Origin of the sequence: Pyxidicoccus trucidator, assembly GCF_010894435.1 — a bacterium.
GTDB lineage: Bacteria > Myxococcota > Myxococcia > Myxococcales > Myxococcaceae > Myxococcus > Myxococcus trucidator.
Genome location: NZ_JAAIXZ010000034.1, coordinates 39,211 through 59,540 on the forward strand (window position 1 = coordinate 39,211; position 20,330 = coordinate 59,540).

At 70.5% G+C, this 20,330-nt stretch carries 16 protein-coding genes; 11 read left to right on the top strand and 5 right to left on the bottom strand.

Translation table 11 applies throughout. The features are described 5' to 3' along the window. The first annotated feature begins 33 nt into the window (after positions 1–33). Positions 34–2,253 (top strand): M3 family metallopeptidase, encoded by a 2,220-nt coding sequence (locus G4D85_RS47080; RefSeq protein ID WP_164021434.1) that lies wholly within the window; start codon positions 34–36, stop codon positions 2,251–2,253. A gap of 10 nt (positions 2,254–2,263) precedes the next feature. On the opposite strand, the gene thiD is transcribed toward G4D85_RS47080, so the two are convergent. Continuing rightward, positions 2,264–3,103: a bifunctional hydroxymethylpyrimidine kinase/phosphomethylpyrimidine kinase gene (thiD, locus tag G4D85_RS47085; protein WP_164021436.1), complete on the bottom strand. Its 840-nt coding sequence runs from the start codon at positions 3,101–3,103 to the stop codon at positions 2,264–2,266. A gap of 239 nt (positions 3,104–3,342) precedes the next feature. Here thiD and G4D85_RS47090 point away from each other — a divergent pair, with 239 nt between their 5' ends. Beyond that, positions 3,343–3,780, top strand: a complete 438-nt coding sequence (locus G4D85_RS47090) for a hypothetical protein (RefSeq protein ID WP_164021438.1) — start codon at positions 3,343–3,345, stop codon at positions 3,778–3,780. Positions 3,781–3,796: 16 nt separating this feature from the next. Here the strand turns inward: G4D85_RS47090 and G4D85_RS47095 are convergent, their stop codons facing one another. Next, entirely contained in the window at positions 3,797–5,632 is a 1,836-nt protein-coding gene (locus G4D85_RS47095) for a glycosyl hydrolase family 18 protein (protein WP_164021440.1), read from the bottom strand. A 222-nt stretch (positions 5,633–5,854) separates the two neighbouring features. Here G4D85_RS47095 and G4D85_RS47100 point away from each other — a divergent pair, with 222 nt between their 5' ends. The 4 genes from G4D85_RS47100 (at position 5,855) to G4D85_RS47115 (ending at position 12,166) form a co-directional block, all read left to right on the top strand. Continuing rightward, on the top strand, positions 5,855–7,315 hold the full coding sequence (locus G4D85_RS47100) for a M20 family peptidase (RefSeq protein WP_164021442.1): 1,461 nt from the start codon (positions 5,855–5,857) through the stop codon (positions 7,313–7,315). A gap of 247 nt (positions 7,316–7,562) precedes the next feature. Next, positions 7,563–9,290 carry a DUF4215 domain-containing protein gene (locus G4D85_RS47105; protein WP_164021444.1) on the top strand — a complete coding sequence of 576 codons (1,728 nt, stop codon included), beginning with the start codon at positions 7,563–7,565 and terminating at the stop codon, positions 9,288–9,290. A gap of 215 nt (positions 9,291–9,505) precedes the next feature. Further along, positions 9,506–10,969, top strand: a complete 1,464-nt coding sequence (locus G4D85_RS47110; RefSeq protein ID WP_164021446.1) for a hypothetical protein — start codon at positions 9,506–9,508, stop codon at positions 10,967–10,969. A gap of 60 nt (positions 10,970–11,029) precedes the next feature. Further along, a complete protein-coding gene (locus G4D85_RS47115) occupies positions 11,030–12,166 on the top strand; it encodes a tetratricopeptide repeat protein (protein WP_164021448.1) in 1,137 nt (378 codons plus the stop codon). Positions 12,167–12,199: 33 nt separating this feature from the next. Here the strand turns inward: G4D85_RS47115 and G4D85_RS47120 are convergent, their stop codons facing one another. The 3 genes from G4D85_RS47120 to G4D85_RS47130 form a co-directional block, all read right to left on the bottom strand. Continuing rightward, positions 12,200–12,847 (bottom strand): carbonic anhydrase, encoded by a 648-nt coding sequence (locus G4D85_RS47120; protein WP_164021450.1) that lies wholly within the window; start codon positions 12,845–12,847, stop codon positions 12,200–12,202. A gap of 143 nt (positions 12,848–12,990) precedes the next feature. Next, on the bottom strand, positions 12,991–13,695 hold the full coding sequence (locus G4D85_RS47125; RefSeq protein ID WP_164021453.1) for a hypothetical protein: 705 nt from the start codon (positions 13,693–13,695) through the stop codon (positions 12,991–12,993). Positions 13,696–13,845: 150 nt separating this feature from the next. Further along, on the bottom strand, positions 13,846–14,655 hold the full coding sequence (locus G4D85_RS47130; RefSeq protein WP_164021455.1) for an SAM-dependent methyltransferase: 810 nt from the start codon (positions 14,653–14,655) through the stop codon (positions 13,846–13,848). 193 nt (positions 14,656–14,848) lie between these two features. On the opposite strand from G4D85_RS47130, the gene G4D85_RS47135 reads away from it, so the two are divergent. The 5 genes from G4D85_RS47135 to G4D85_RS47155 all read left to right on the top strand — a co-directional run bounded on the left by G4D85_RS47135 (position 14,849) and on the right by G4D85_RS47155 (position 20,321). Continuing rightward, entirely contained in the window at positions 14,849–15,991 is a 1,143-nt protein-coding gene (locus tag G4D85_RS47135) for an ABC transporter substrate-binding protein (protein ID WP_164021457.1), read from the top strand. Positions 15,992–16,011: 20 nt separating this feature from the next. Continuing rightward, the gene (locus G4D85_RS47140; protein WP_164021458.1) at positions 16,012–17,037 is read left to right on the top strand and encodes an ABC transporter ATP-binding protein; all 1,026 of its coding nucleotides are present in this window, start codon (positions 16,012–16,014) and stop codon (positions 17,035–17,037) included. Between the two features lie 3 nt (positions 17,038–17,040). Then, positions 17,041–18,000 carry an ABC transporter permease gene (locus tag G4D85_RS47145; protein ID WP_240359935.1) on the top strand — a complete coding sequence of 320 codons (960 nt, stop codon included), beginning with the start codon at positions 17,041–17,043 and terminating at the stop codon, positions 17,998–18,000. Continuing rightward, the gene (locus G4D85_RS47150; RefSeq protein WP_164021460.1) at positions 17,990–18,817 is read left to right on the top strand and encodes an ABC transporter permease; all 828 of its coding nucleotides are present in this window, start codon (positions 17,990–17,992) and stop codon (positions 18,815–18,817) included. The genes G4D85_RS47145 and G4D85_RS47150 overlap by 11 nt, the downstream gene beginning before the upstream one ends. Before the next feature lie 79 nt (positions 18,818–18,896). After that, positions 18,897–20,321 carry a gamma-aminobutyraldehyde dehydrogenase gene (locus tag G4D85_RS47155; protein ID WP_164021462.1) on the top strand — a complete coding sequence of 475 codons (1,425 nt, stop codon included), beginning with the start codon at positions 18,897–18,899 and terminating at the stop codon, positions 20,319–20,321. Positions 20,322–20,330: the final 9 nt, after the last annotated feature.

The window sequence follows — 20,330 nt, forward strand, 5'->3', positions numbered from 1 at the left end:
CAGCCACCCTTTCGTTGGGAGACCCCCTTTCTCATGCGTAAGCTCTTCTTCGCCGGCGCGGGCATGGCCGTGCTCGTGTCCGCCGGTTGCGCGACAACCGCCCAGCCCGCCCAGGAGTCCCGGAACATGGCTTCCGTCCCCAGCACCCCCGCCGCTCCCGGCACCCCCGCCGCCACCGACTCGAACCCGCTGCTCGCGAGCTGGGCCGGCCCCTATGGCGGAGTCCCCCCGTTCGCCCAGGTGAAGGTGGAGCACTTCAAGCCCGCGTTCGAGGTGGCCATGGAGGAGCTCCGCCGCGAAATCGCCGCCATCGTCGCCGAGACTTCCGCGCCTGACTTCGAGAACACGATTGTCGCGCTGGAGGCCACGGGGAAGACCTTCTCCGACGTGGAGACGCTCTACGGCATCTGGAGCGGCTCCATGAGCAACCCGGAGGTCCAGGCGCTCCAGCGGGAGCTGGCGCCGAAGCTCGCGGCCTTCGACGACGAAATCTACCAGAACGCGGCGCTCTTCAAGCGCATCGACGCCGTCTACAACTCGCCCGAGAAGGCGAAGCTGACGCCCGAGCAGCAGCGGCTCACCTGGCTGCTCTACACGCGCTTCGCCCGCATGGGCGCGAAGCTGGATACGGCGGCGAAGCAGCAGCTGGCCGCCATCAACCAGCGCCTCGCGTCGCTCTACACGTCCTTCAGCCAGAACGTGCTCGCCGACGAGGAGGGCTACACCGTCGTCCTGGAGTCCGAGGCCGACCTCGCGGGGCTGCCCGACTCCGTGCGCGCCGGCGCGGCGGCCGCGGCCGAGTTGCGCGGCCTGAAGGGCAAGTGGGTCATCACCAACACGCGCTCCTCCATGGAGCCGTTCCTGACGTACTCGGCCCGCCGGGACTTGCGTGAGAAGGTGTGGCGCAACTACGTCAACCGCGGCGACAACAAGGACGCGCGCGACAACAACGCCACCATCGCCGAGGTGCTGAAGCTGCGCGCCGAGCGCGCGAAGCTGCTGGGCTACGAGACGCACGCCCATTGGCGGCTGGAGAACACCATGGCGAAGTCGCCCGCGCGCGCCATGGCGCTGATGGAGGCCGTCTGGAAGCCCGCGGTGGCCCGTGTCCACGAGGAGGTGCGGGACATGCAGGCCGTGGCGGACAAGGAGGGTGCGAAGCTGAAAATCGAGCCCTGGGACTACCGCTACTACGCGGAGAAGGTCCGCAAGGCGAAGTACGACCTGGACCAGAACGAGGTGAAGCCCTACCTCCAGTTGGAGAAGCTGCGCGAGGGCATGTTCTGGGTGGCGGGCGAGCTGTTCGGCTTCGCCTTCACCCCGGTGAGCGACGTGCCCGTCTACCACCCCGACGTCCGCGTCTGGGAGGTGAAGGACCAGGCCAGCGGCCGTCACGTGGGCCTCTGGTACTTCGACCCGTACGCCCGCCAGGGCAAGCGCTCCGGCGCGTGGATGAACGCCTACCGCACCCAGGAGCGGTTCCGCGGCGAAGTCACGACCATCGTCTCCAACAACTCCAACTTCGTGAAGGGCGGGCCCGGCGAGCCGGTGCTCATCAGCTGGGAGGACGCCTCCACGCTGTTCCACGAGTTCGGCCACGCGCTGCACGGCCTCAGCTCCAACGTGACGTACCCGTCGCTGGCGGGCACCGCCGTGGCGCGTGACTACGTGGAGTTCCCCTCGCAGCTGCTGGAGCACTGGCTGGCCACGCCCGAGGTGCTCAACACCTACGCGCTGCACTACCAGACGGGGAAGGCGATTCCGAAGGCGCTGGTGTCCCGCATCGAGAAGGCCTCCACCTTCAACCAGGGCTTCGCCACGGTGGAGTACCTGTCCAGCGCGCTCATCGACATGAAGCTGCACCTGGCGGGGGCCACGCCCATCGACCCGGACGCCTTCGAGCGCGACACGCTGAACGCGCTGGGCATGCCGAAGGAAATCGTCATGCGCCACCGCACGCCGCAGTTCGGCCACGTGTTCGCGGGCGACGGGTACTCGGCGGGCTACTACAGCTACCTGTGGTCCGACACGCTGACGGCGGACGCCTACGAGGCCTTCACGGCGGGCAAGGGCGCCTACGACAAGGCGGTGGCCGAGAAGCTGCGCAAGAACGTCTTCTCCGTGGGCAACACGCTGGACCCGGCCGAGGCCTACCGAGGCTTCCGCGGCCGTGACGCGGGCATCGACGCGCTGATGCGCAAGCGCGGCTTCCCCGTCCCGCGCGCGGCGGCGCAGGCGAAGGACACGAAGTAGCGCTGTCCGCTCAGGGCCCCTGGGGAGTCGTCCCGGGGGCCTGGTCGTCCAGCGGGAAGAAGTGGCTGAAGGGCCCCGGGCCCCTGCCCAGCGCCAGCGGGTGCTCCAGCGCGGCGGTGACGTAGGCCTTGGCGCGCCGCGTGGCCTCCAGCGCGTCCCGTCCCAGCGCCAGGTGCGCGGCGATGGCCGCGGACAGCGTGCAGCCGGTGCCGTGGGTGTTGCGCGTCTCCACCGCGCGCAGGTGCAGCGTCACCAGGTGCTCGCCGTCGAACCAGACGTCCGTTCCGCGCAGCGCCCCCTCCATGCCCCCGCCCTTCACCAGCACCGCCCGGGGGCCCAGCCGGTGGATGCGGCGCGCGGCCGCGCGCATGTCCTCCAGCGTGCGCAGCTCCAGGCCCGCGAGCAGCTCGGCCTCGTACCGGTTGGGCGTGGCGACGGTGGCCAGCGGCAGCAGCAGCTCCTTCAGCGCCCCCACCGCCGCGTCGTCGATGAGCCGCGCCCCGGCCCGGGACACCATGACGGGGTCCACCACCAGCGGGCCCAGCTTCAGCTCGCGCAGCCGCGCGGCCACCACGGAGATGATGTCCGGGTTGACGAGCATGCCCGTCTTCACCGCGCCGGCGCCGAGGTCCACCGCCACCGCGTCGATTTGCGCGGCGACGGAGGCGGCGGGCAGTACGTCCACCCGGGTGACGCCCAGCGTGTTCTGCGCGGTGACGGCCGTCACCGCGCTGGTGCCATGGACGCGGTGGAACGCGAAGGTGGCCAGGTCGGCCTGGATGCCGGCGCCGCCACCGCTGTCCGAGCCGGCGATGGTGAGCGCTGTCGGGACGGGCTTCAGGGTCTCCATGCCCCCATGGTGCGGCAGCGCTCCCGTCAGGGCCAGCACTCTGGACGGGAGCGGGGTGTCCACGAGGCGGCGCCCCCGGGGTTGGCTTCCCGACCCGAGGGGTGGGCGCAGGTCTCGAATCAGTCCCGACCCACTACACAAATAATGGGCGTGCTGTAGCTTTCCGTTCGCACGGGGGGTGCGCTATGCGGCGGAATGTACGTCGGTTCGCGGTTCCAGTCGTAGTGGGAGCGGCGGTGATGGCGGGCGTCTCGGCCTCGGCGAGGGAGCGTCCCAGGCCGAAGTGCGTGAAAATCTCCGGCACGCTGACGAGCACGATGAGCACGGGGGCCTGCGCCAGCCCGGTGGGCATCTGCACCACGGGGGAGTTCAGGGGAGACGGGCTGCTGAAGGGCCGGACCACCTTCGTCGCGGACTCGCTCCAGCCAGCGGCGGCGACCGAGGAGCCCACCACGCTCGTCTACTCGGGGCTGCTGACCATCCGCACCAAGGACGGCACGCTCACCACCCGCGACACCGGCATCCTGGACACCGCGAACGGGCTCATCGGGGCGAGGGATGTCGTCGTGGGCGGCACCGGCATCTTCGCCGGTGCCACCGGCTACATCCTCTTCCAGGGCACCGGCACCTCGACGTTCATCAACGAGGCGAGCGGGGAGATCTGCCTCAAGCGGTGAGGTGCCCGCCCCGGGCTCACGGGTCCAGGAACGCGCGCTTCAGGGACTGGATGAGCGGGTTGCGCTGCCCCTCGGGCTCCCGGGGGAGATAGCCCTGGTTGATGGTCCAGATGATGGCCCCGCCCAGGCCCTGGTCCCTCACATACCGGCCCTTGGCCGCGATGGACCGCTCGTCCTCATAGGAGATGTAGTCGCAGAGCTCGGGGCCGGCCGGCAGGTTGAAGGACAGGTACGACGCCTGCGCTTCGTCGTCCCAGCGGTACGCCCGGGGCTCGTAGTAGTCCCTCATGATGAAGTTGAAGCTCATCCGGTTGTCGCCCGGCCCCACGTACGCGCCCGGGCGGTTGGCGAACGGGATGCGTGGCTCCGTCACGCCCCGGAAGCACTGCCCGAAGAAGCCGATGCCCACCCCCAGCCGCCCCGCGGGAACCCCCGCCGCCAGGTAGAGCTGGACGGAGCCATCCACGGAGGCGGGGCGGTTGGGCGTATGGCCCAGCACCGGGCTGGTGTGCCAGCTCTCCCAGCCCGACAAGTGGTAGCTCATGGCGTAGGTCATGATGTTCAGCTGGTCGACTCGCGCCGCGAGCTGCGCCATGAACTCCGCCCTCGCGCGGCTTATCCCGAAGTTGAGGTTCTCCGGGTACACCGGCACGGTGAGGATGATGCCGGGCCGCGCCGCGCGCAGGTCATCCAGCAGCGCCAGCAGTCGCTCACCGTCATCGGGCCGGGGCGTCTCCTCAGGGCAGTCCTCGTTGGGAGTGCATTCCCTGGCGGGAGATCTCTCGGCCGCCAGGTCGATGGGCTCCCAGTCCACGTCGATGCCGTCGAAGCCCAGCTCGTCCATGAGCCGGATGAGGTTGTGTACGAAGGTGGCGCGCGACTCGGGGGCGGTGGCCAGCACGAAGTTGTCGTGCTCGCCTTCGCCGCCCAGCAGCATCAAGGCCTTGCGTCCATGCTCACGCGCCCGCTGCGCCAGCTCCTTCGCGACGCGGCGCCCGTGGTCGGGGTTCGGGTGGATGTCCAGGTCTGGGTTCACCCAGCCATAGATTCCCGGCTTGAAGCGGCCGACGATGAGGTGGGTGAGGCCCGACAGGTCCACCTCCTCCACCGGGAGCTCGGAGCCCACCGCCGCCGCATAGCCGACCCAGTAGCCCGACACCCAGCTCGCAGGCGCTCCGCCTGCCTGGGGCCGCACCAACGGGGTGGCTGCTTCGGGGCCATCCCCCACCTCGTTGGTGGCCACCACCTTGAAGCGGTAGGGCACTCCATTGAGCAGGTCGGGAATGAGGACCTTCACCTCCGTCGGAGGCACCGTCACCGTGGCGCCGCCCGGCTCCACGGTGATGCGGTAGGAACTCAGAGGGCGCCCCCCGAAGCTCGCGGGTGGCACCCAGCTCAGGTACATGGCCTTGTTGCCCGCCGTCGCGCGGATGGCCCGGGGCTGGCCGGGGACGGTGGGGTTCGCCACCTCCGTGCCAGCCCGCGGCGTCACAGTCTCCGTCGGCAGGGAGGAAGGGCCTTCCCCCATGACGTTCACCGCCGACACCTTGAAGACGTAGGAGAAGCCGTTGTTGAGCCCGCGCACGGTGGCCTGCATCACGTCCGACGTGACGATGGCGCCGCCACAGATGGGCTCGCAGCGGACCATGTAATACATGAGCGGGTTGCCGCCATCCGTCGAGGGAGGCGTCCACCGCACCAGCGCGAGGGTGTCCGCGGCCTCGGCCGTCACCGCCTGCGGGGCACCAGGCAGCCCCGTGGCGTCGGGCTTCCCGCCTCCACAGCCTCCCAGCAGCGTGCAGAGTCCGAGCAGAACCGCCCCCCACGGCTTCGTCGCTGACCGCGTTGTCATTGGCGCACCCCTCTGAGCAAGCGCTATATAGGACGACTCCCTGACACTTACAGCGGAAAGTTGTATATCAGCGATTTCCGGGACTCTCCGACCTGAATACCCGTTGCACCTGTCTCAGGGTGTGAGAATTCTGGAGGGTGCCTGGGGGCCCATTCCGGGCGGTGGGCGAAGCCGGGCTCGCGCGGTCTGTTAGCGTTCCGCCCCCCTCTCGCGAGCCCACCGATGAAACGCCTCCTCCTGCTGCTCCTCCTTGGCCTCTGCCTGCTGGCTGGCGTCCTCGTGGTGCGGGCGCTCCGCTTCACCTCCCGCCAGGTCGTCCCGGAGTCCGCGGCGCCGTTCTCCGTGGACGCGGACGCGGCGGCGGCCCGACTCGCGGGGGCGCTGCGGCTCAAGACAGTCGCGGCGTCAGAGGGGGTGCCGGCCGAGGACGCCGCCTTCACCGCGCTCCATGACTACCTGCGGGCGCAGTTCCCCCGCGTCCACGCGGCGCTGCGGCGCGAGCCGGTGGGCCCGCACTCCGCCCTCTACACCTGGGCGGGCACGGACACGTCCCTCAAGCCCGCGCTGCTGCTGGGGCACCTGGACGTGGTGCCCGTGGAGCCCGGCACCGAGGCGGCCTGGACGCGCCCTCCGTTCAGCGGCGACGTGGCGGACGGGTACGTGTGGGGCCGGGGCTCGCTGGACGACAAGGGCAGCGTGCTGGCCATCCTCGAGGCAGTGGAGGCGCTGCTGGCCGCGGGGTACCAGCCGAAGCGCACGGTGCTGCTGGCCTTCGGCGGGGACGAGGAGGTGGGCGGCCACGCGGGCGCGGAGGCCATGGCGCGCCTGCTCCGCGAGCGGAACGTGACGCTGGAGTCCGTGCTGGACGAGGGGGGGATGATGTTGACGGGCACCGTCCCGGGCGTGGCGGCGCCGGTGGCCCTGGTGGGCGTGGCGGAGAAGGGCTTCGTCAGCGTGGAGCTGGGGGTGGAGGGGGAGGGCGGCCACTCGTCCATGCCCCCGAAGCAGACGGCCGTGGGCATCCTCAGCCGCGCCGTCACGCGCCTGGAGGAACATCCGATGCCGGCGGAGCTGCGCGGGGGCAGCCGGGCGCTCTTCGAGTACATGGGGCCGGAGATGCCCTTCGGCCTGCGGCTGCTCTTCGCCAACCTGTGGCTCTTCGAGCCGCTGGTGCTGCGCCAGTTGAGCGCCCAGCCCTCCACCAACGCGGCGGTGCGCACCACCACCGCGGCCACCATGTTCGAGGGCAGCGTGAAGGACAACGTGCTGCCGGCGCGTGCTCGCGCGGTGGTGAACTTCCGCATCCTCCCCGGCGACACCGTGGAGGGCGTGCTCGCGCACGTGCGCCGCGTGGTGGAGGACTCCCGGGTGAAGCTGCGCACGCTGGACTTCCAGAGCGAGGCCTCGCCGGTGTCACGGACGGACTCGGAGGCCTGGGGCGTGCTGCAGCGGAGCATCCGCCAGGTGTTCCCCGAGGCCCTCGTCTCCCCCTACCTCATGGTGGGCGCCGCCGACGCGCGCTACTTCACCGGGCTGAGCGACAGCGTCTACCGCTTCATGCCCCTGCGCCTGGAGCGCGAGGACCTCCCGCGCCTGCATGGCCGCGACGAGCGCGTGTCCGTGCAGGGCTACGCGGGCGCGGTGCGCTTCTACGCTCAATACCTGCGCAACACCGCCGGCTGAAAGACTTGCGAGACATGTCCAAACAGGCGTCCCGGAGCGCTTGCTTCGATTTGTGAGACAGCGGGGAAGCCAAGGCTGGCTGCTCTCCTCGGCATGCATGTGGATGTGGGCGCGAGTCACGCGTAACGAGCGAAAGTCCGCTCGCCCTGCACATGTGCGTGCACCCTGGACTGTATGGGGGGCACCGAGGGGCCGGGCTGCTCGGATGCATTGACACATGGCTCAAGCAATTTCAGCATCCATGGTCATGCGGACCCCCTCCAGGCATACCCCCCGAATCGCGAGACTCGTGCTCGCTTCTCTTCTTGTCGCCCTCGCCGCATGTGGAGGCGGCGGTGGCTCCTCGAAGCCGGATGGCGGCTCCACCCCGGACCCGACGGACTCCGGCGTGGACTCGGGCACCCTCACCTGTGGTGATCGCGAGCGCCAGCCCACCGAGGCCTGTGACGACGGCAACGCGGTGAGCGGCGACGGCTGCAACGCGGACTGCTCCGTCGTGGAGTCCGGCTGGTCCTGCGACACCGCCGGCCGACCCTGCATCCGCACCGAGGGCTGTGGCAACGGCCGCGTCGAGGCCCCCGAGGCGTGCGACGACCGGAACATCACCTCCAATGACGGCTGCAGCGCCACCTGCACGGTGGAGGCGGGCTGGAACTGCCCGCAGTCCGGTGGCCGCTGCCAGGCCGCGGCGTGCGGTGACCGCATCATCGCCGGCGACGAGGAGTGCGAGGACGGCAACAGCGCCGCGGGCGACGGCTGCAGCAACGTGTGTCGCCTGGAGTCCGGCTGGAAGTGCCCCACCGTCGGCCAGGCCTGCGCGCGCACCAACTGTGGCGACAACGTGCGCGAGGGCACCGAGCAGTGCGACGACGGCAACCATGACATGGGTGACGGCTGCTCGCCCCTGTGCGTGAAGGAGCCGGACTGCACCGACGGCGTCTGCCAGGCGGTGTGCGGCGACGGCGTCATGCTGCCCAACAGCACCGCCGAGGAGTGCGACGACGGCAACGCCCGCGCCAACGACGGCTGCTCGCCGACCTGTGTGCTCGAGGATGGCTACGCGTGCCAGGTCATCAAGGACGCCCCGCCGGCCACCGTGTCCATCCCCGTCGTCTACCGTGACTTCCGCGGCTATGACCTGCCGGCGGGGAACGGCCTGCCGAGGGGCCACATCGACTTCGAGAACAGCAACGCTGGCCATGAGACGGGAATCGTTGCGGCCACCCTGGGCAGCGACGGCAAGCCCGTGTACGGCAAGGAGGGCGTCACCTCCGGCAACACCCATGGCAGGGCGGCGTTCGACCAGTGGTACCGCGACGTGGCGAACGTCAACATGACCGTCGTCAGCACGCTGGACCTCGCGCGCCAGGCGAATGGCTCGTACGTGTTCGACGACCAGAGCTTCTTCCCGCTCGACAGCGCGGGCTGGGTGGCCGCGGGCAGGGAGTCGCTCCGCTCCGGTGGGCACAACTTCAACTTCACCAGCGAGGCCCGCTACTGGTTCGAGTACAAGGGCACCGAGGTGCTCATCTTCCGCGGTGACGACGACGTGTGGGTGTTCATCAACGGCCGCCGTGCGCTGGACCTGGGCGGCGTCCACGGGCCGCTGGAAGGCACCATCACCCTGTCCTCGCAGGCCACCGCGCTGGACCTGGACGTGGGCGGCATCTACGAGGTCGTGGTGCTCCAGGCCGAGCGCCACACCACCGGCTCCTCCTACAAGCTCACGCTCAACAACTTCGAGACCCAGCGCACGGTGTGCACCGCGACGTGCGGCAACGGCACCGTGGACTCGGGCGAGGAGTGCGACGACATCGCCAATGACGGCGGCTACGGGCAGTGCGGCCGTGGCTGCGTCTGGGGTCCCCGCTGCGGCGACGGCATCCAGCAGTCCGACAACGGCGAGGAGTGCGACGACGCCAACTCGAACCCCCGCGACGGCTGCGACAACACCTGCAAGCTCATCATCGGCTGAGCCGGCGCTCGCGGTAGCAGTCGCAAGCTGAAGGTTCCGCTCCGGGAGCATTGACTCCCGGAGCGGGTCCTCCCAGCCCCCTCTCCAGCCGGGCCTTGGCGACCCCCGGCCGCTGGGCTAGAGAGGGGCGCGTGGGGGACGAGCAGGGGAGCAGACGCTCCCGGACAGAGCAGGCCGTACGCGAAGGGCCGTCTGGTATGGTCCGCGCGAGCTCCATGGCCCCCCGTCCGTTCCTCCGTCTCCTGGCCCTCGTGTTCCTCGTGCTGGCCGTCCCGGTGCCGGGCGCGGCGGCGCGGTCCACGGCGCTGCCGCCGGCCGACGAGGTGATGGGGGTGCTCCGCCAGCTGGAGACGGCCCGCGTGCTGGGCCGGGCCCGCGCGCTGGAGACCGAGCTGGAGGACCAGGCCCGGGCGCGCCCGAATGACGCCATGCCCCGCATCTACCGGGCGTGGCTCACGTTCCCCGCGGACGGGTGCTGGAACGAGCTCAAGGCCATCTCCACCCTCTACCCGGAGAACCCCTGGCCCCACGTGGGCATGGGGCTCATCTACGTGCGCTGGGGGATGCTGGCGGAGGCCCGCCCGGTGTTCGCCGCCGCGCTGCGCGAGGCGCCCGGCTTTCCGCCCGCGCTGTGGGGCGAGGCGGTGCTCCTGCAGGCCGAGCGCAAGCCCCGGGAGGCGGAGGCCCGGTTCCGCGAGGCGCTCGCGGGCCTGGACGCGCCGCAGATTCGCACCGGGCTGGGGCTCCTGCTGGCCCAGCAGCCGGGGCGCGAGGCCGAGGCGCGCGCGGAGCTGACTCGCGCGGTGGAGGCCTGGCCGGAGCAACCCGAGGCCCTCAAGACGCTGGCGCGGCTGGCGCAGACGGGCAAGGACGTGCGCGCGGCGGCGGTGGCGGGGGAGAAGCTCGTCGGCCTCAAGCCCCGCGACAGGGAGGCCCACCGGCTCCAGGCCGGGCTGTGGCTGGCCGCGTCGGAGAAGGAGAAGGCCGCCGCGTCCCTGGAGCGCTACGTCGCGCTGGGCGGCGCGGAGCCCGCGTCGCTGGCGCAATGGGCGAAGCTGTACGCGGAGCTGGGGCGGGCCGCCGACGAGGAGAAGGCCCTGGCCCGGCTCATGGACGCGGACGCGAAGGACGCGGAGCCGGCGCTGCGCCTGTCGGAGCTGGCCGAGGCGCGGGGAGACGGCGCCGCCGCCGAGGCCTTCCTGGTGAAGGCGTCGGAGCGGGCGCCGGAGCGCTCGGACCTCCACGTGCGCCGGGCCCGGCTGTGCCTGAAGCAGGAGCGGCCCCAGGACGCGCTGGCGGCGTACCGCGCGGCGGCCTCGGCTTCCGCCCCGGAGCGCCGGGTACCCGAGGCGGAGGCCGAGGCCGCCGCGCTCGTCCGGCGCTTCCGCCTGCCCGCCACCCCGGCGCGGGGCACGGGGGACCAGATCTACAACCGGGTGTCGCTGGGGCTGGTGGCGCTCTACATGGAGCGGCTCAAGGAGGTGCCGGAGCTCAAGGGCAACCTCAAGGTGCGCGTCCAGGTGGACGAGGCCGGGCGCGCCACCCAGGTGTCCGTGGTGTACGACAGCCTCAAGGACGCGCTCCTCGCCGGCCACGCCTACTTCGCCTTCCTGGACGCGCAGTACCCTCCCGGCCGCGACACGCCTGTCTTCCAGTACGTCTTCCGCCCGCCGAAGTGAGTCCCAGCGGAGCCGCGGCCGTCCGGCCTATGCTCCAATGGAGACGGGAGGGAAGGACCCATGGCGATGGATGACACGGCGAGCCCCGAGCAGGTGGTGCGGGGGATGCTCGACAGGGCCAACGAGCTGGGCGAGGCGGGGCAGTTCGAAGAGGCGCTCTCCCTCTACGAAGAGGTCATCCAGTGGTTCGGAGGGACGCTGTCGCCGGCCGTGCGCCTCCAGGTCCTCCGAGCGCTCGTCAACAAGGCGCTGGCGCTGGTGCAGCTGGACAGGCCCGAGGCGGTGCTGGCCGCCTGTGACGAGTCCCTCCACCAGTTCGGCGGCTCCCCCGAGCCGATGCTGCGAGAGGGGGTGGTCCGGGTGCTCCTCTACAAGTGCGTGGCCCTGGGGCAGCTGGGCCGCTCCGAGGAGGGTGTCGCCGTCTGCGACGAGGCCCTCCAGCGGCTGGAGGGCACCACGGAGCTCATCCAGCGCGAGCTGATGTCCGAGGCGCTCCTGCGCAAGGCGGTGTTCCTGCGCTTCCTGGGCCGCGCGGAGGAGGCGCTGCCCGTCCACGACGAGCTGGTGCGGCGCTTCAGCAAGGCGCCCGAGGCGGAGCTGCGGATGCAGGCCGCGAAGTCGCTCATGTTCAAGGCGTCCCTGCTGGGCCGGCTGGGCAGGGACGAGGAGTCGCTGGTCGCCTTCGAGGAGGTGGCGCGGCGCTTCGGCGACGAGCGCGCGCTGGACCTGCGGGTGGAGGTGGCGCGGGCGCTGGTGTGCCGGGCGGAGCTGCTGGGGCAGTTGCGGCGGGTGGAGGAGGCGCTGGTGGGCTTCGACGAGGTGGTGCGCCGGTACGCCGACGCGGCGGAGCCCCCGCTGCGCGAGCGCGTGGCCAATGCCCTCAACAGCGCGGGCTTCGCGCTGCTCCACGAGGCCAAGCGGCTGTGGGCCCAGGAGCAGGAGCGGGCCCTGGCCGTGCTGGAGCGGGCGCGGCAGCGGGTGGCGGCGACGCTGGAGCGCCGGCCGGGCGAGCCGCTGGCGCTGGGCAACGCGGGCTACATCGCCTTCCTCCAGGGCCGGCATGACGAGGCGCGCTCGCTGCTGACGGAGGCCCTGCGCCTGGGCGGCGAGTCCGTGCGGCAGACGGGGCTCAATGACGCCGCCCTCCACCCCATCCCCGAGGACGAGGCGTTCCGCGCGCTGCTCCACTCACTGTGAGCGCGGCGGCTTCCCGGCCCGGGCGGCGCCCTCCTACTCCAGGAGCGTGCCCGTCAAGTCGTAGACCTGCTGGATGTTGCGCAGCGTCTCCCGGAAGTCGAGCTTCAGGTCGTTGAGCACGCCGTTGCGCATGTCGAACACCCAGGCATGCACCGTGGGGTAGCCCTGCTTGAGGTAGGACTTCTGCACCGCGGCCGTCTTGATGATGTTGATGCACTGCTCGGTGACGTTGATTTCCACCAGCCTGTCGTAGCGCTGCGTCTCATCCTTGATGGCGTCCAGCTCCGCCTTGTGGATGCGGTACACGTCCCGGATGTTGCGCAGCCAGGGGTTGAGGAGGCCCAGGTCCTTCGGCTGCATGGCGGCCTTCACGCCGCCGCAGCCATAGTGGCCGCAGACGATGATGTGCTTCACGTCGAGGTGCACGACGCCGTAGGTGATGACCGACATCACGTTGAGGTCGACGTTGTTCACCAGGTTGGCGACGTTGCGGTGCACGAAGACGTCGCCGGGCGGCAGGCCCATGATTTGGTTCGCCGGCACGCGGCTGTCGGAGCAGCCGATGTAGAGGAAGTCCGGGCGCTGCTCGATGGAGAGCTTGGAGAAGTACTCCGGGTCCGTCCGCCGCTGCTCCTCGGCCCAGCGGCGGTTGTTCTCGAAGATCCGCTCGTAGGGAGTCACGTCCGGGCTCCGCGCGTCACGGCTGCGGCCAAGCCCGCACCCGGCCGTCCGCGCCGGGGGGCGCGTGGCGGGGGCACCCTCGCACGGGTGGGCGCGGCGGGGAAGCCTCTCCCGCGTCCGCCGCCCCCCGTGCCACCCGGGCCCTACTCCTCGACGGGAACGCCGCTGCCGCCGTAGCCCTGGGCCTGGGTGCGCAGCCGCTCGTACTGGGCGCGGGCCTGCTGCTCCTCACGCGACTGAGAGTCCACCTTCTTCCGGGACTCCTCCACCCGGCGCTGGGCATCCGCGAGCGCGGACGAGAAGTCCGCCTCGGAGAGCTCCTCGGCGCGCACGTCCCCGCTCTTCTTCAGGGCCTTGTACTCGGCCTGATTGAGGCGCGCGTCGACCACCGCCAGCTCCCGCTCGCGCAGCTCCTTGTTCGCCTGGAGCGCTTCGATGGACTGCTCGCGCCACTTCACCTGCGCCTGGGCCGCGGTGACGCCCGTCTCCGAGTTCATCAGCTCGGCCTGCGCCCGCTCGATGTCCGCGCGCTGGCCGGTGGACTGGGCGGCCTCCAGCGCCGCCTCGTTGGCCTCCTTGCGAAGCCGGGAGGCATCCGCGTTGCGCTTGGCCACCTGCAGCGCGCGCTCCGCGTCCTTGTGGGCCACGTCGGCCCGGGTGACTTCATCCTGGGCCTTGCGCCGCTCGGACTGGGCGGCGCGCACGTCGCCGAGCTGGTCCTCCGGGACTCGGGCCAGCCAGGACTCATCCACCTTCGCCGCCTTGCTGGAAGCGCACCCGCTGCCCAGCACCGCCAGGGCCGCTCCCATCACCACGCCTGCGAGGACCCGCCTCTTCGCCTGGAACATGCACTCGTCTCCTTCCGTTGCGCGCGTTACCTGACGGACACGGTAGTCACGCCACGTGGACGCCGTGCGGAGCGGAGGGACGGCCGCACGGCCGCCCCACGTCCGGGCTCACGTCAGGACACGGAGGGAGCAGGCGGCCTGGCGGGCGCCTCAGCGCTTCTCGAGGATGACGGCGTAGAACTCGACGCCGATATTCTCTCGGTCCGCCTCGGTGATGTACTCGGGCGGCAGGCCGAGGAACTCGCGCACCGGCACCACGCCCATGCGGTCCTGCGCCCAGGGGCCGCAGATGTCCAGGTACTCGGGCAGCGAGTAGAGATGGAACGGCTCGCCCATCCGCTCGAACATGCCGATGAACTGCTCCCACTGTGGCGTCGTCTTCGCCGCCTCCTTCGTCTCGAAGGTGGTGAAGAGCTTCGAGCCCGGCGCGGCCCAGTCGTACAAGTCTCGGAAGAACCGCCGGTTGTCCTCGGCGGACAGGAACACGGTGATGGCGTTGGCGCCGAAGGCGACGCGGCGCTGGCCCTCCAGGAAGGCCTCCACGTCGGGCCGCTTCAGGAAGTCGCCTGCCCGGCGGATGTCGCACTCGAGGTACCGCACGCGCGGGTTGTCCCCCAGCAGGTGCTTCGCCGAGCTGATGGTCAGCGGGCTGAGGTCGCTGTAGAGCACCCGCGCGTCCGGCAGCACCGTGTGCACGTGGTCCGCCGTCGGCAGCCCCGAGGCGAAATCCACCCAGTGCGTGAAGCCCTCCGCGCCCAGGCGCCGGGCGGCGGTCTGCAGGCCGGCGCGCAGCATGCGCACCCACTTCCGGGTGGAAGGCACCATCGAGAACATGAACTCGGCGGCCTGCCGGTCGGCCTCGAAGTTGTGGGTGCCGCCCAGGGTGTAGTCGTAGATGCGGGAGGCGTCCGGAATCAGGGGGTTGACGCCTGGCACGCTCGCCAGCTCATTGGAATCCATGGTCGCTCCGGGGGAAGCAGGGGCCTCGTCCTCTGTCCCTACCGCCCAGCGTACCCCGCTGTCCACCGGTTCGAGTCACACCCTGAACGCACGACCCGCTGCGTTGCTGGAACCGGCCGGGGAGCCCTTTGACGGCCTGGAGCGCTCCTCTAGAGTCCTCCGGCCTCACAACACCAACGGGAGGGAGATCCGCATGCTGAAGCATCTCGCAGTGGGTGCAGTGATGGTCGCGGCGACGCAGGCGCTGGCCGCTCCTCCGCAGAAGCTCGGCAAGCCCGAGGGACAGCTCAACATCATCGCGTGGCCCGGCTACATCGAGCGCGGTGCGACGGACAAGAAGTACGACTGGGTGACGAAGTTCGAGAAGGACACCGGCTGCAAGGTCAACGTCAAGACGGCGGCCACGTCGGATGAAATGGTCTCCCTGATGAACCAGGGCGGGTATGACCTGGTCACCGCCTCCGGTGACGCCAGCCTGCGTCTGGTGCACGGCAAGAAGGTGCAGGAAATCAACACCGCGCTGGTCCCCTCGTGGAACACCGTCGACGAGCGGCTGAAGAACGCGCCGTGGCACACGGTGGAGGGCAAGCACTACGGCGTCCCCTACCAGTGGGGCCCCAACGTGCTCATGTACAACACCCACGTCTTCAAGACGGCGCCCACGTCGTGGGCCGTGGTGTTCGAGGAGCAGAAGCTGCCGGACGGCAAGTCCAACAAGGGCCGTGTGCAGGCGTATGACGGCCCCATCTACGTCGCGGACGCCGCGCTGTACCTCATGAAGAAGCAGCCCGAGCTGGGCATCAAGGACCCGTTCGAGCTCAACGACAAGCAGTACGCCGCCGCGGTGGCGCTGCTGCGTGCCCAGAAGGCCCTGGCGCACCGCTACTGGCACGACACCACCGTGCAGATGAGCGACTTCAAGAACGAGGGCGTCGTCGCCTCCAGCGCCTGGGGCTACCAGGTCAACGCGCTCAAGGGCGAGAAGCAGCCCATCGACTCGGTGATTCCGCAGGAGGGCTCCACCGGCTGGGCGGACACCACCATGCTGCACACCAACGCGAAGAACCCGGTGTGCGCGTACAAGTGGATGGAGCACTCGCTGAACAAGGACCTGCAGGCCTCGCTCGCCGAGTGGTTCGGCTCCAACCCGGTGGTGCCCGAGGCGTGCAAGACGAAGGCGCCGGGCGGCACGGACTTCTGCAAGACGAACGGCTTCGAGCGCTTCGCGCAGGTGCACTTCTGGAAGACGCCGGTGGCGAAGTGCACCACCCAGGCGACGTGCGTGCCCTACAGCCGCTGGACGCAGGACTACATCGCCATCATGGGCGGTCGGTAGCAGGGAGCCAGGGACACGCCATGAGCAGCACCGCCGTCGAGCTCCAGAACGTCAGTCGTCACTACGGCAGCGTCAAGGCCGTGGATGGCGTGTCCCTGTCCATCCAGGACGGTGAGTTCTTCTCCATGCTGGGCCCCTCCGGCTCGGGGAAGACCACCTGCCTGCGCCTCATCGCCGGCTTCGAGCAGCCCACGGCCGGCGGCATCCTCCTGCACGGCAAGCAGGCCGCCGGGCTCCCGCCGTACGAGCGGGACGTCAACACCGTGTTCCAGGACTACGCCCTGTTCCCGCACATGAGCGTGCTGGACAACGTGGCGTACGGGCTGATGGTGAAGGGGGGGGCGAAGGCGGCGCGCCACCGGGAGGCGGAAGCGGCGCTGGAGCTGGTGGCGCTCGGGGGCTTCGGCGAGCGCCGGCCCGGGCAGCTCTCCGGCGGACAGCGCCAGCGCGTGGCCCTGGCGCGCGCCCTCATCAACAAGCCCCGCGTGCTGCTGCTCGACGAGCCGCTGGGCGCGCTGGACCTCAAGCTGCGCGAGCAGATGCAGGCGGAGCTGAAGTCGCTCCAGCGCCGGCTGGGCATCACCTTCGTCTACGTCACGCATGACCAGGGCGAGGCGCTGTCCATGTCGGACCGGGTGGCCGTCTTCAACCAGGGCCGCATCGAGCAGGTGGACACCCCGCGCAACCTCTACGTGCGGCCCAGGACAATCTTCGTCGCGGGCTTCGTGGGCACCGCCAACGTGGTGAGGGGCGAGCTGGCGCGCCGGCTCACCGGCAGCGAGCGCCCCTTCTCCGTGCGTCCGGAGCATGTCCGCTTCGCCCCCGCCGACGCCGGCAACCGGGTGTGCGTGGAGGGCCGGCTGGCGGAGGTGCAGTACCACGGCGCCACCAGCCGCTATGAGGTGCAGGTGGAGGGCAACCACGTGCTCACCCTCAGCCTGCTCAACGGCGAGACGGACGAGGCGGCCCTGCCGCGCCGGGGCGACACGGTGCGGGTGGCCTGGGCCCCCGAGGCGATGGTGCAGCTGGAGCCGGGGGGAGGGTAGGGCATGGAGACCTTGCCCACCATGGCGCTGCCCGCGCCCGAACGCCCCCGCGGCCGGCTGTCCCGGGCCGTGGCCAACGTGCTCTACCGGCACGGCACGCTCTATCTCCTGTTGCTGCTGACGCCGCCGCTGTTGTGGTTCGGCGTGGTGTACCTGGGCTCGCTCCTGTCGCTGCTGGTGCAGAGCTTCTACACCTTCGACGACTTCACCATGGGCGTGACGTCCGACTTCACGTGGGCGAACTACCGCGCGCTGCTGGACGCGGCCAACCACGACATCGTCCTGCGCACGCTGGGCATGGCGGCGGCGGTGACGGTGGCCTCGGCGGTGCTCGGCTTCCCCGTGGCGTACTACATGGCCCGGTATGCCACCGGCTGGCGCAAGGGCTTCTTCTACATCGCCGTCATGCTCCCCATGTGGGCCAGCTACATCGTCAAGGCCTACTCGTGGACGGTCCTCCTCTCCAAGGGCGGCATCGTCTACTGGCTGGTGGAGCGGCTCTATCTGCTGTCCGCGCTGGAGTGGGTGCTGTCCGTGCCGGGCGTGGGCGGCTCGTCGCTGTCCACCTCCAACCTCGGCCGCTTCCTCGTCTTCACCTACGTGTGGCTGCCGTTCATGATTCTGCCCATCCAGGCGGCGATTGAGCGGGTGCCCGGCAACCTGTTGCAGGCGGCGGCGGACCTGGGGGCGCGGCCCGCGCAGTCGTTCCGCACCGTGCTGCTGCCGCTGGCCTTCCCGGGCGTGGTGGCGGGCTCCATCTTCACCTTCTCGCTCACGCTGGGGGACTACATCATTCCCCAGCTGGTGGGCCCGCCCGGCCTCTTCATCGGCAACATGGTCTACACGATGCAGGGCTCCATCGGGAACATGCCCATGGCGGCGTCCTTCACGGTGGTGCCCATCGTCATCATCGGCCTGTACCTGGCGGTGGCGCGCCGGCTGGGGGCGTTCGATGCACTCTGAGGCACGGCGGGACGACGGCCCCCGGGCGCCGGTGTGGCTGCGGGTGCTGGCCTACGGCGGGCTGGTGTTCCTGCACTTCCCCATCCTCATGGTGGGGCTCTACGCCTTCAACACGGAGGAGAGCGCCTTCAGCTTCCCGCTCAAGGGGCTCACCCTGCGCTGGTTCCGGGCGGCCGCCGAGCGCGAGGACGTGCTGGCCGCCATCCAGCTGTCGCTGCGGGTGGCCCTGGCCTCCACGGCGGTGGCGCTGGTGCTGGGCACGCTGCTGGCCGGGGCGCTCTACCGCCGCCGCTTCTTCGGCAAGGAGGCCCTCAACCTGCTGGTCATCCTGCCCATTGCCCTGCCCGGCATCATCACCGGCATCGCCCTGCTGTCCGCGTTCCGGCTGGCGGACGTGTCCCCCAACTTCTGGACCATCGCCGTGGGCCACGCCACGTTCTGCGTGGTCATGGTCTACAACAACGTGGTGGCCCGGCTGCGACGCATGCCGCACAGCCTGCTGGAGGCCTCCGCGGACCTGGGCGCCGACGGCTTCCAGACGTTCCGCCACGTGGCGCTGCCGCAGATGGCCACCTCGCTGCTGGCCGGTGGCATCCTCGCCTTCGCCCTCAGCTTCGACGAGCTCATCGTCACCACCTTCACCGCCGGGCACGAGAAGACGTTGCCCATCTGGCTGTTGGACCAGCTGGGCCGGCCGCGCGACGTGCCGGTGACGAACGTGGTGGCGCTCTGGGTGATGCTCATCACCGCCATCCCCATCCTCGTCGCCTGGCGCCTGACGCGAGGCACGGAGGACGTGGCCGGCAGCAGCAGGTGACACAAGGCTCTGACGGCCCGAGGGGGCCGGGTACAGCAGGGCGGCCCGGATGGCCGCATGACAACCACGGGAGGACCGCATGGACGGCAAGCTGTTGATTGGTGGCGAGCTGGTGGCAGGCGAGGGCCCGGCGGAGGAAGTCCTCAATCCGGCGACGGGCGAGGTGCTGGCGCGCGTGCCCGAGGCGTCCCTGGCCCAGGTGCAGGCCGCGGTGCGCGCCGCGGAGCAGGCCTTCCCCGGCTGGTCCCGCACGCCGCCCAGGGACAGGGCCACGGTGCTGCTGAAGCTGGCGGACGCCATTGAAGCGCAGGGCGCGGAGCTGGCCCGGCTGGAGTCGCTCAACTGTGGCAAGCCCTACGCGCTGGCGCTGGGGGACGAGATTCCCGGCGTGGCCGACGTGTTCCGCTTCTTCGCGGGCGCGGTGCGCACCATGCAGGGCGCGGTGGCCGGTGAGTACGCCGCCGGGTACACGAGCATGATTCGCCGCGACGCGCTGGGCGTGGTGGCCTCCATTGCCCCGTGGAACTACCCGCTGATGATGGCGGCGTGGAAGCTGGGCCCCGCGCTGGCCGCCGGCAACACGGTGGTGCTCAAGCCGTCCGAGCAGACGCCGCTGACGACGCTGAAGCTGGCCACCATCATGGCCGGCCTCTTCCCGCCCGGCGTGGTGAATGTCATCACGGGCCGCGGCGAGTCCGTGGGCGCGCCCCTCATCCGCCAGCCGCAGGTCCGCATGGTGTCGCTGACGGGCGACGTGGCCACCGGCCAGAAGGTGCTGGAGGCCGCGTCCCAGGGCGTCAAGCGCACGCACCTGGAATTGGGTGGCAAGGCGCCCGTCATCGTCTTCGACGACGTGGACCTGGACGCGGTGGTGTCCGGCATCCGCACCTTCGGCTTCTACAACGCGGGGCAGGACTGCACGGCGGCGTGCCGCATCTACGCGGGCCGGAAGGTCTACGACAAGCTGGTGGCGGACCTGTCCACCGCCGTGGCCTCGCTCAAGGTGGGCGAGCAGGAGGCGCCAGGCGTGGAGATGGGCCCCCTCATCACCGAGAAGCAGCGCCAGCGAGTGGCGGGCTTCGTGGAGCGCGCCGCGGAGCTGAAGCACGTGGAGGTGACGGTGGGCGGCAAGGCGCGCGGGACGAAGGGCTTCTTCTTCGAGCCCACGGTGGTGGCGGGTGCCCGGCAGGAGGACGAAATCGTCCGGCGCGAGGTGTTCGGCCCGGTGGTGTCGGTGACGCGCTTCGAGGACGAGGAGCAGGCGATTGCCTGGGCCAACGACTCGGACTACGGCCTGGCCTCGTCGGTGTGGACGAAGGACATCTCCAAGGCGATGCGCGTGGCGGCGCAGCTCCAGTACGGCTGCACCTGGGTGAACTCGCACTTCATGCTGGTGAGCGAGATGCCCCACGGCGGCGTGAAGCGCTCCGGCTACGGCAAGGACTTGTCCATGTATGCCCTGGAGGACTACACCGCCGTGCGCCACGTCATGGTGAAGTACTGATGCGGCCCG

What these genes read in the sequence shown, in the direction of transcription:
- G4D85_RS47080 (WP_164021434.1), top strand. Translation starts at nt 34, where the DNA reads ATGCGTAAGCTCTTCTTCGCCGGCGCGGGCATGGCCGTGCTCGTGTCC.
- thiD (WP_164021436.1), bottom strand. Translation starts at nt 3,103, where the DNA reads ATGGAGACCCTGAAGCCCGTCCCGACAGCGCTCACCATCGCCGGCTCG.
- G4D85_RS47090 (WP_164021438.1), top strand. Translation starts at nt 3,343, where the DNA reads ATGGCGGGCGTCTCGGCCTCGGCGAGGGAGCGTCCCAGGCCGAAGTGC.
- G4D85_RS47095 (WP_164021440.1), bottom strand. Translation starts at nt 5,632, where the DNA reads ATGACAACGCGGTCAGCGACGAAGCCGTGGGGGGCGGTTCTGCTCGGA.
- G4D85_RS47100 (WP_164021442.1), top strand. Translation starts at nt 5,855, where the DNA reads ATGAAACGCCTCCTCCTGCTGCTCCTCCTTGGCCTCTGCCTGCTGGCT.
- G4D85_RS47105 (WP_164021444.1), top strand. Translation starts at nt 7,563, where the DNA reads ATGCGGACCCCCTCCAGGCATACCCCCCGAATCGCGAGACTCGTGCTC.
- G4D85_RS47110 (WP_164021446.1), top strand. Translation starts at nt 9,506, where the DNA reads ATGGCCCCCCGTCCGTTCCTCCGTCTCCTGGCCCTCGTGTTCCTCGTG.
- G4D85_RS47115 (WP_164021448.1), top strand. Translation starts at nt 11,030, where the DNA reads ATGGCGATGGATGACACGGCGAGCCCCGAGCAGGTGGTGCGGGGGATG.
- G4D85_RS47125 (WP_164021453.1), bottom strand. Translation starts at nt 13,695, where the DNA reads ATGTTCCAGGCGAAGAGGCGGGTCCTCGCAGGCGTGGTGATGGGAGCG.
- G4D85_RS47130 (WP_164021455.1), bottom strand. Translation starts at nt 14,655, where the DNA reads ATGGATTCCAATGAGCTGGCGAGCGTGCCAGGCGTCAACCCCCTGATT.
- G4D85_RS47135 (WP_164021457.1), top strand. Translation starts at nt 14,849, where the DNA reads ATGCTGAAGCATCTCGCAGTGGGTGCAGTGATGGTCGCGGCGACGCAG.
- G4D85_RS47140 (WP_164021458.1), top strand. Translation starts at nt 16,012, where the DNA reads ATGAGCAGCACCGCCGTCGAGCTCCAGAACGTCAGTCGTCACTACGGC.
- G4D85_RS47145 (WP_240359935.1), top strand. Translation starts at nt 17,041, where the DNA reads ATGGAGACCTTGCCCACCATGGCGCTGCCCGCGCCCGAACGCCCCCGC.
- G4D85_RS47150 (WP_164021460.1), top strand. Translation starts at nt 17,990, where the DNA reads ATGCACTCTGAGGCACGGCGGGACGACGGCCCCCGGGCGCCGGTGTGG.
- G4D85_RS47155 (WP_164021462.1), top strand. Translation starts at nt 18,897, where the DNA reads ATGGACGGCAAGCTGTTGATTGGTGGCGAGCTGGTGGCAGGCGAGGGC.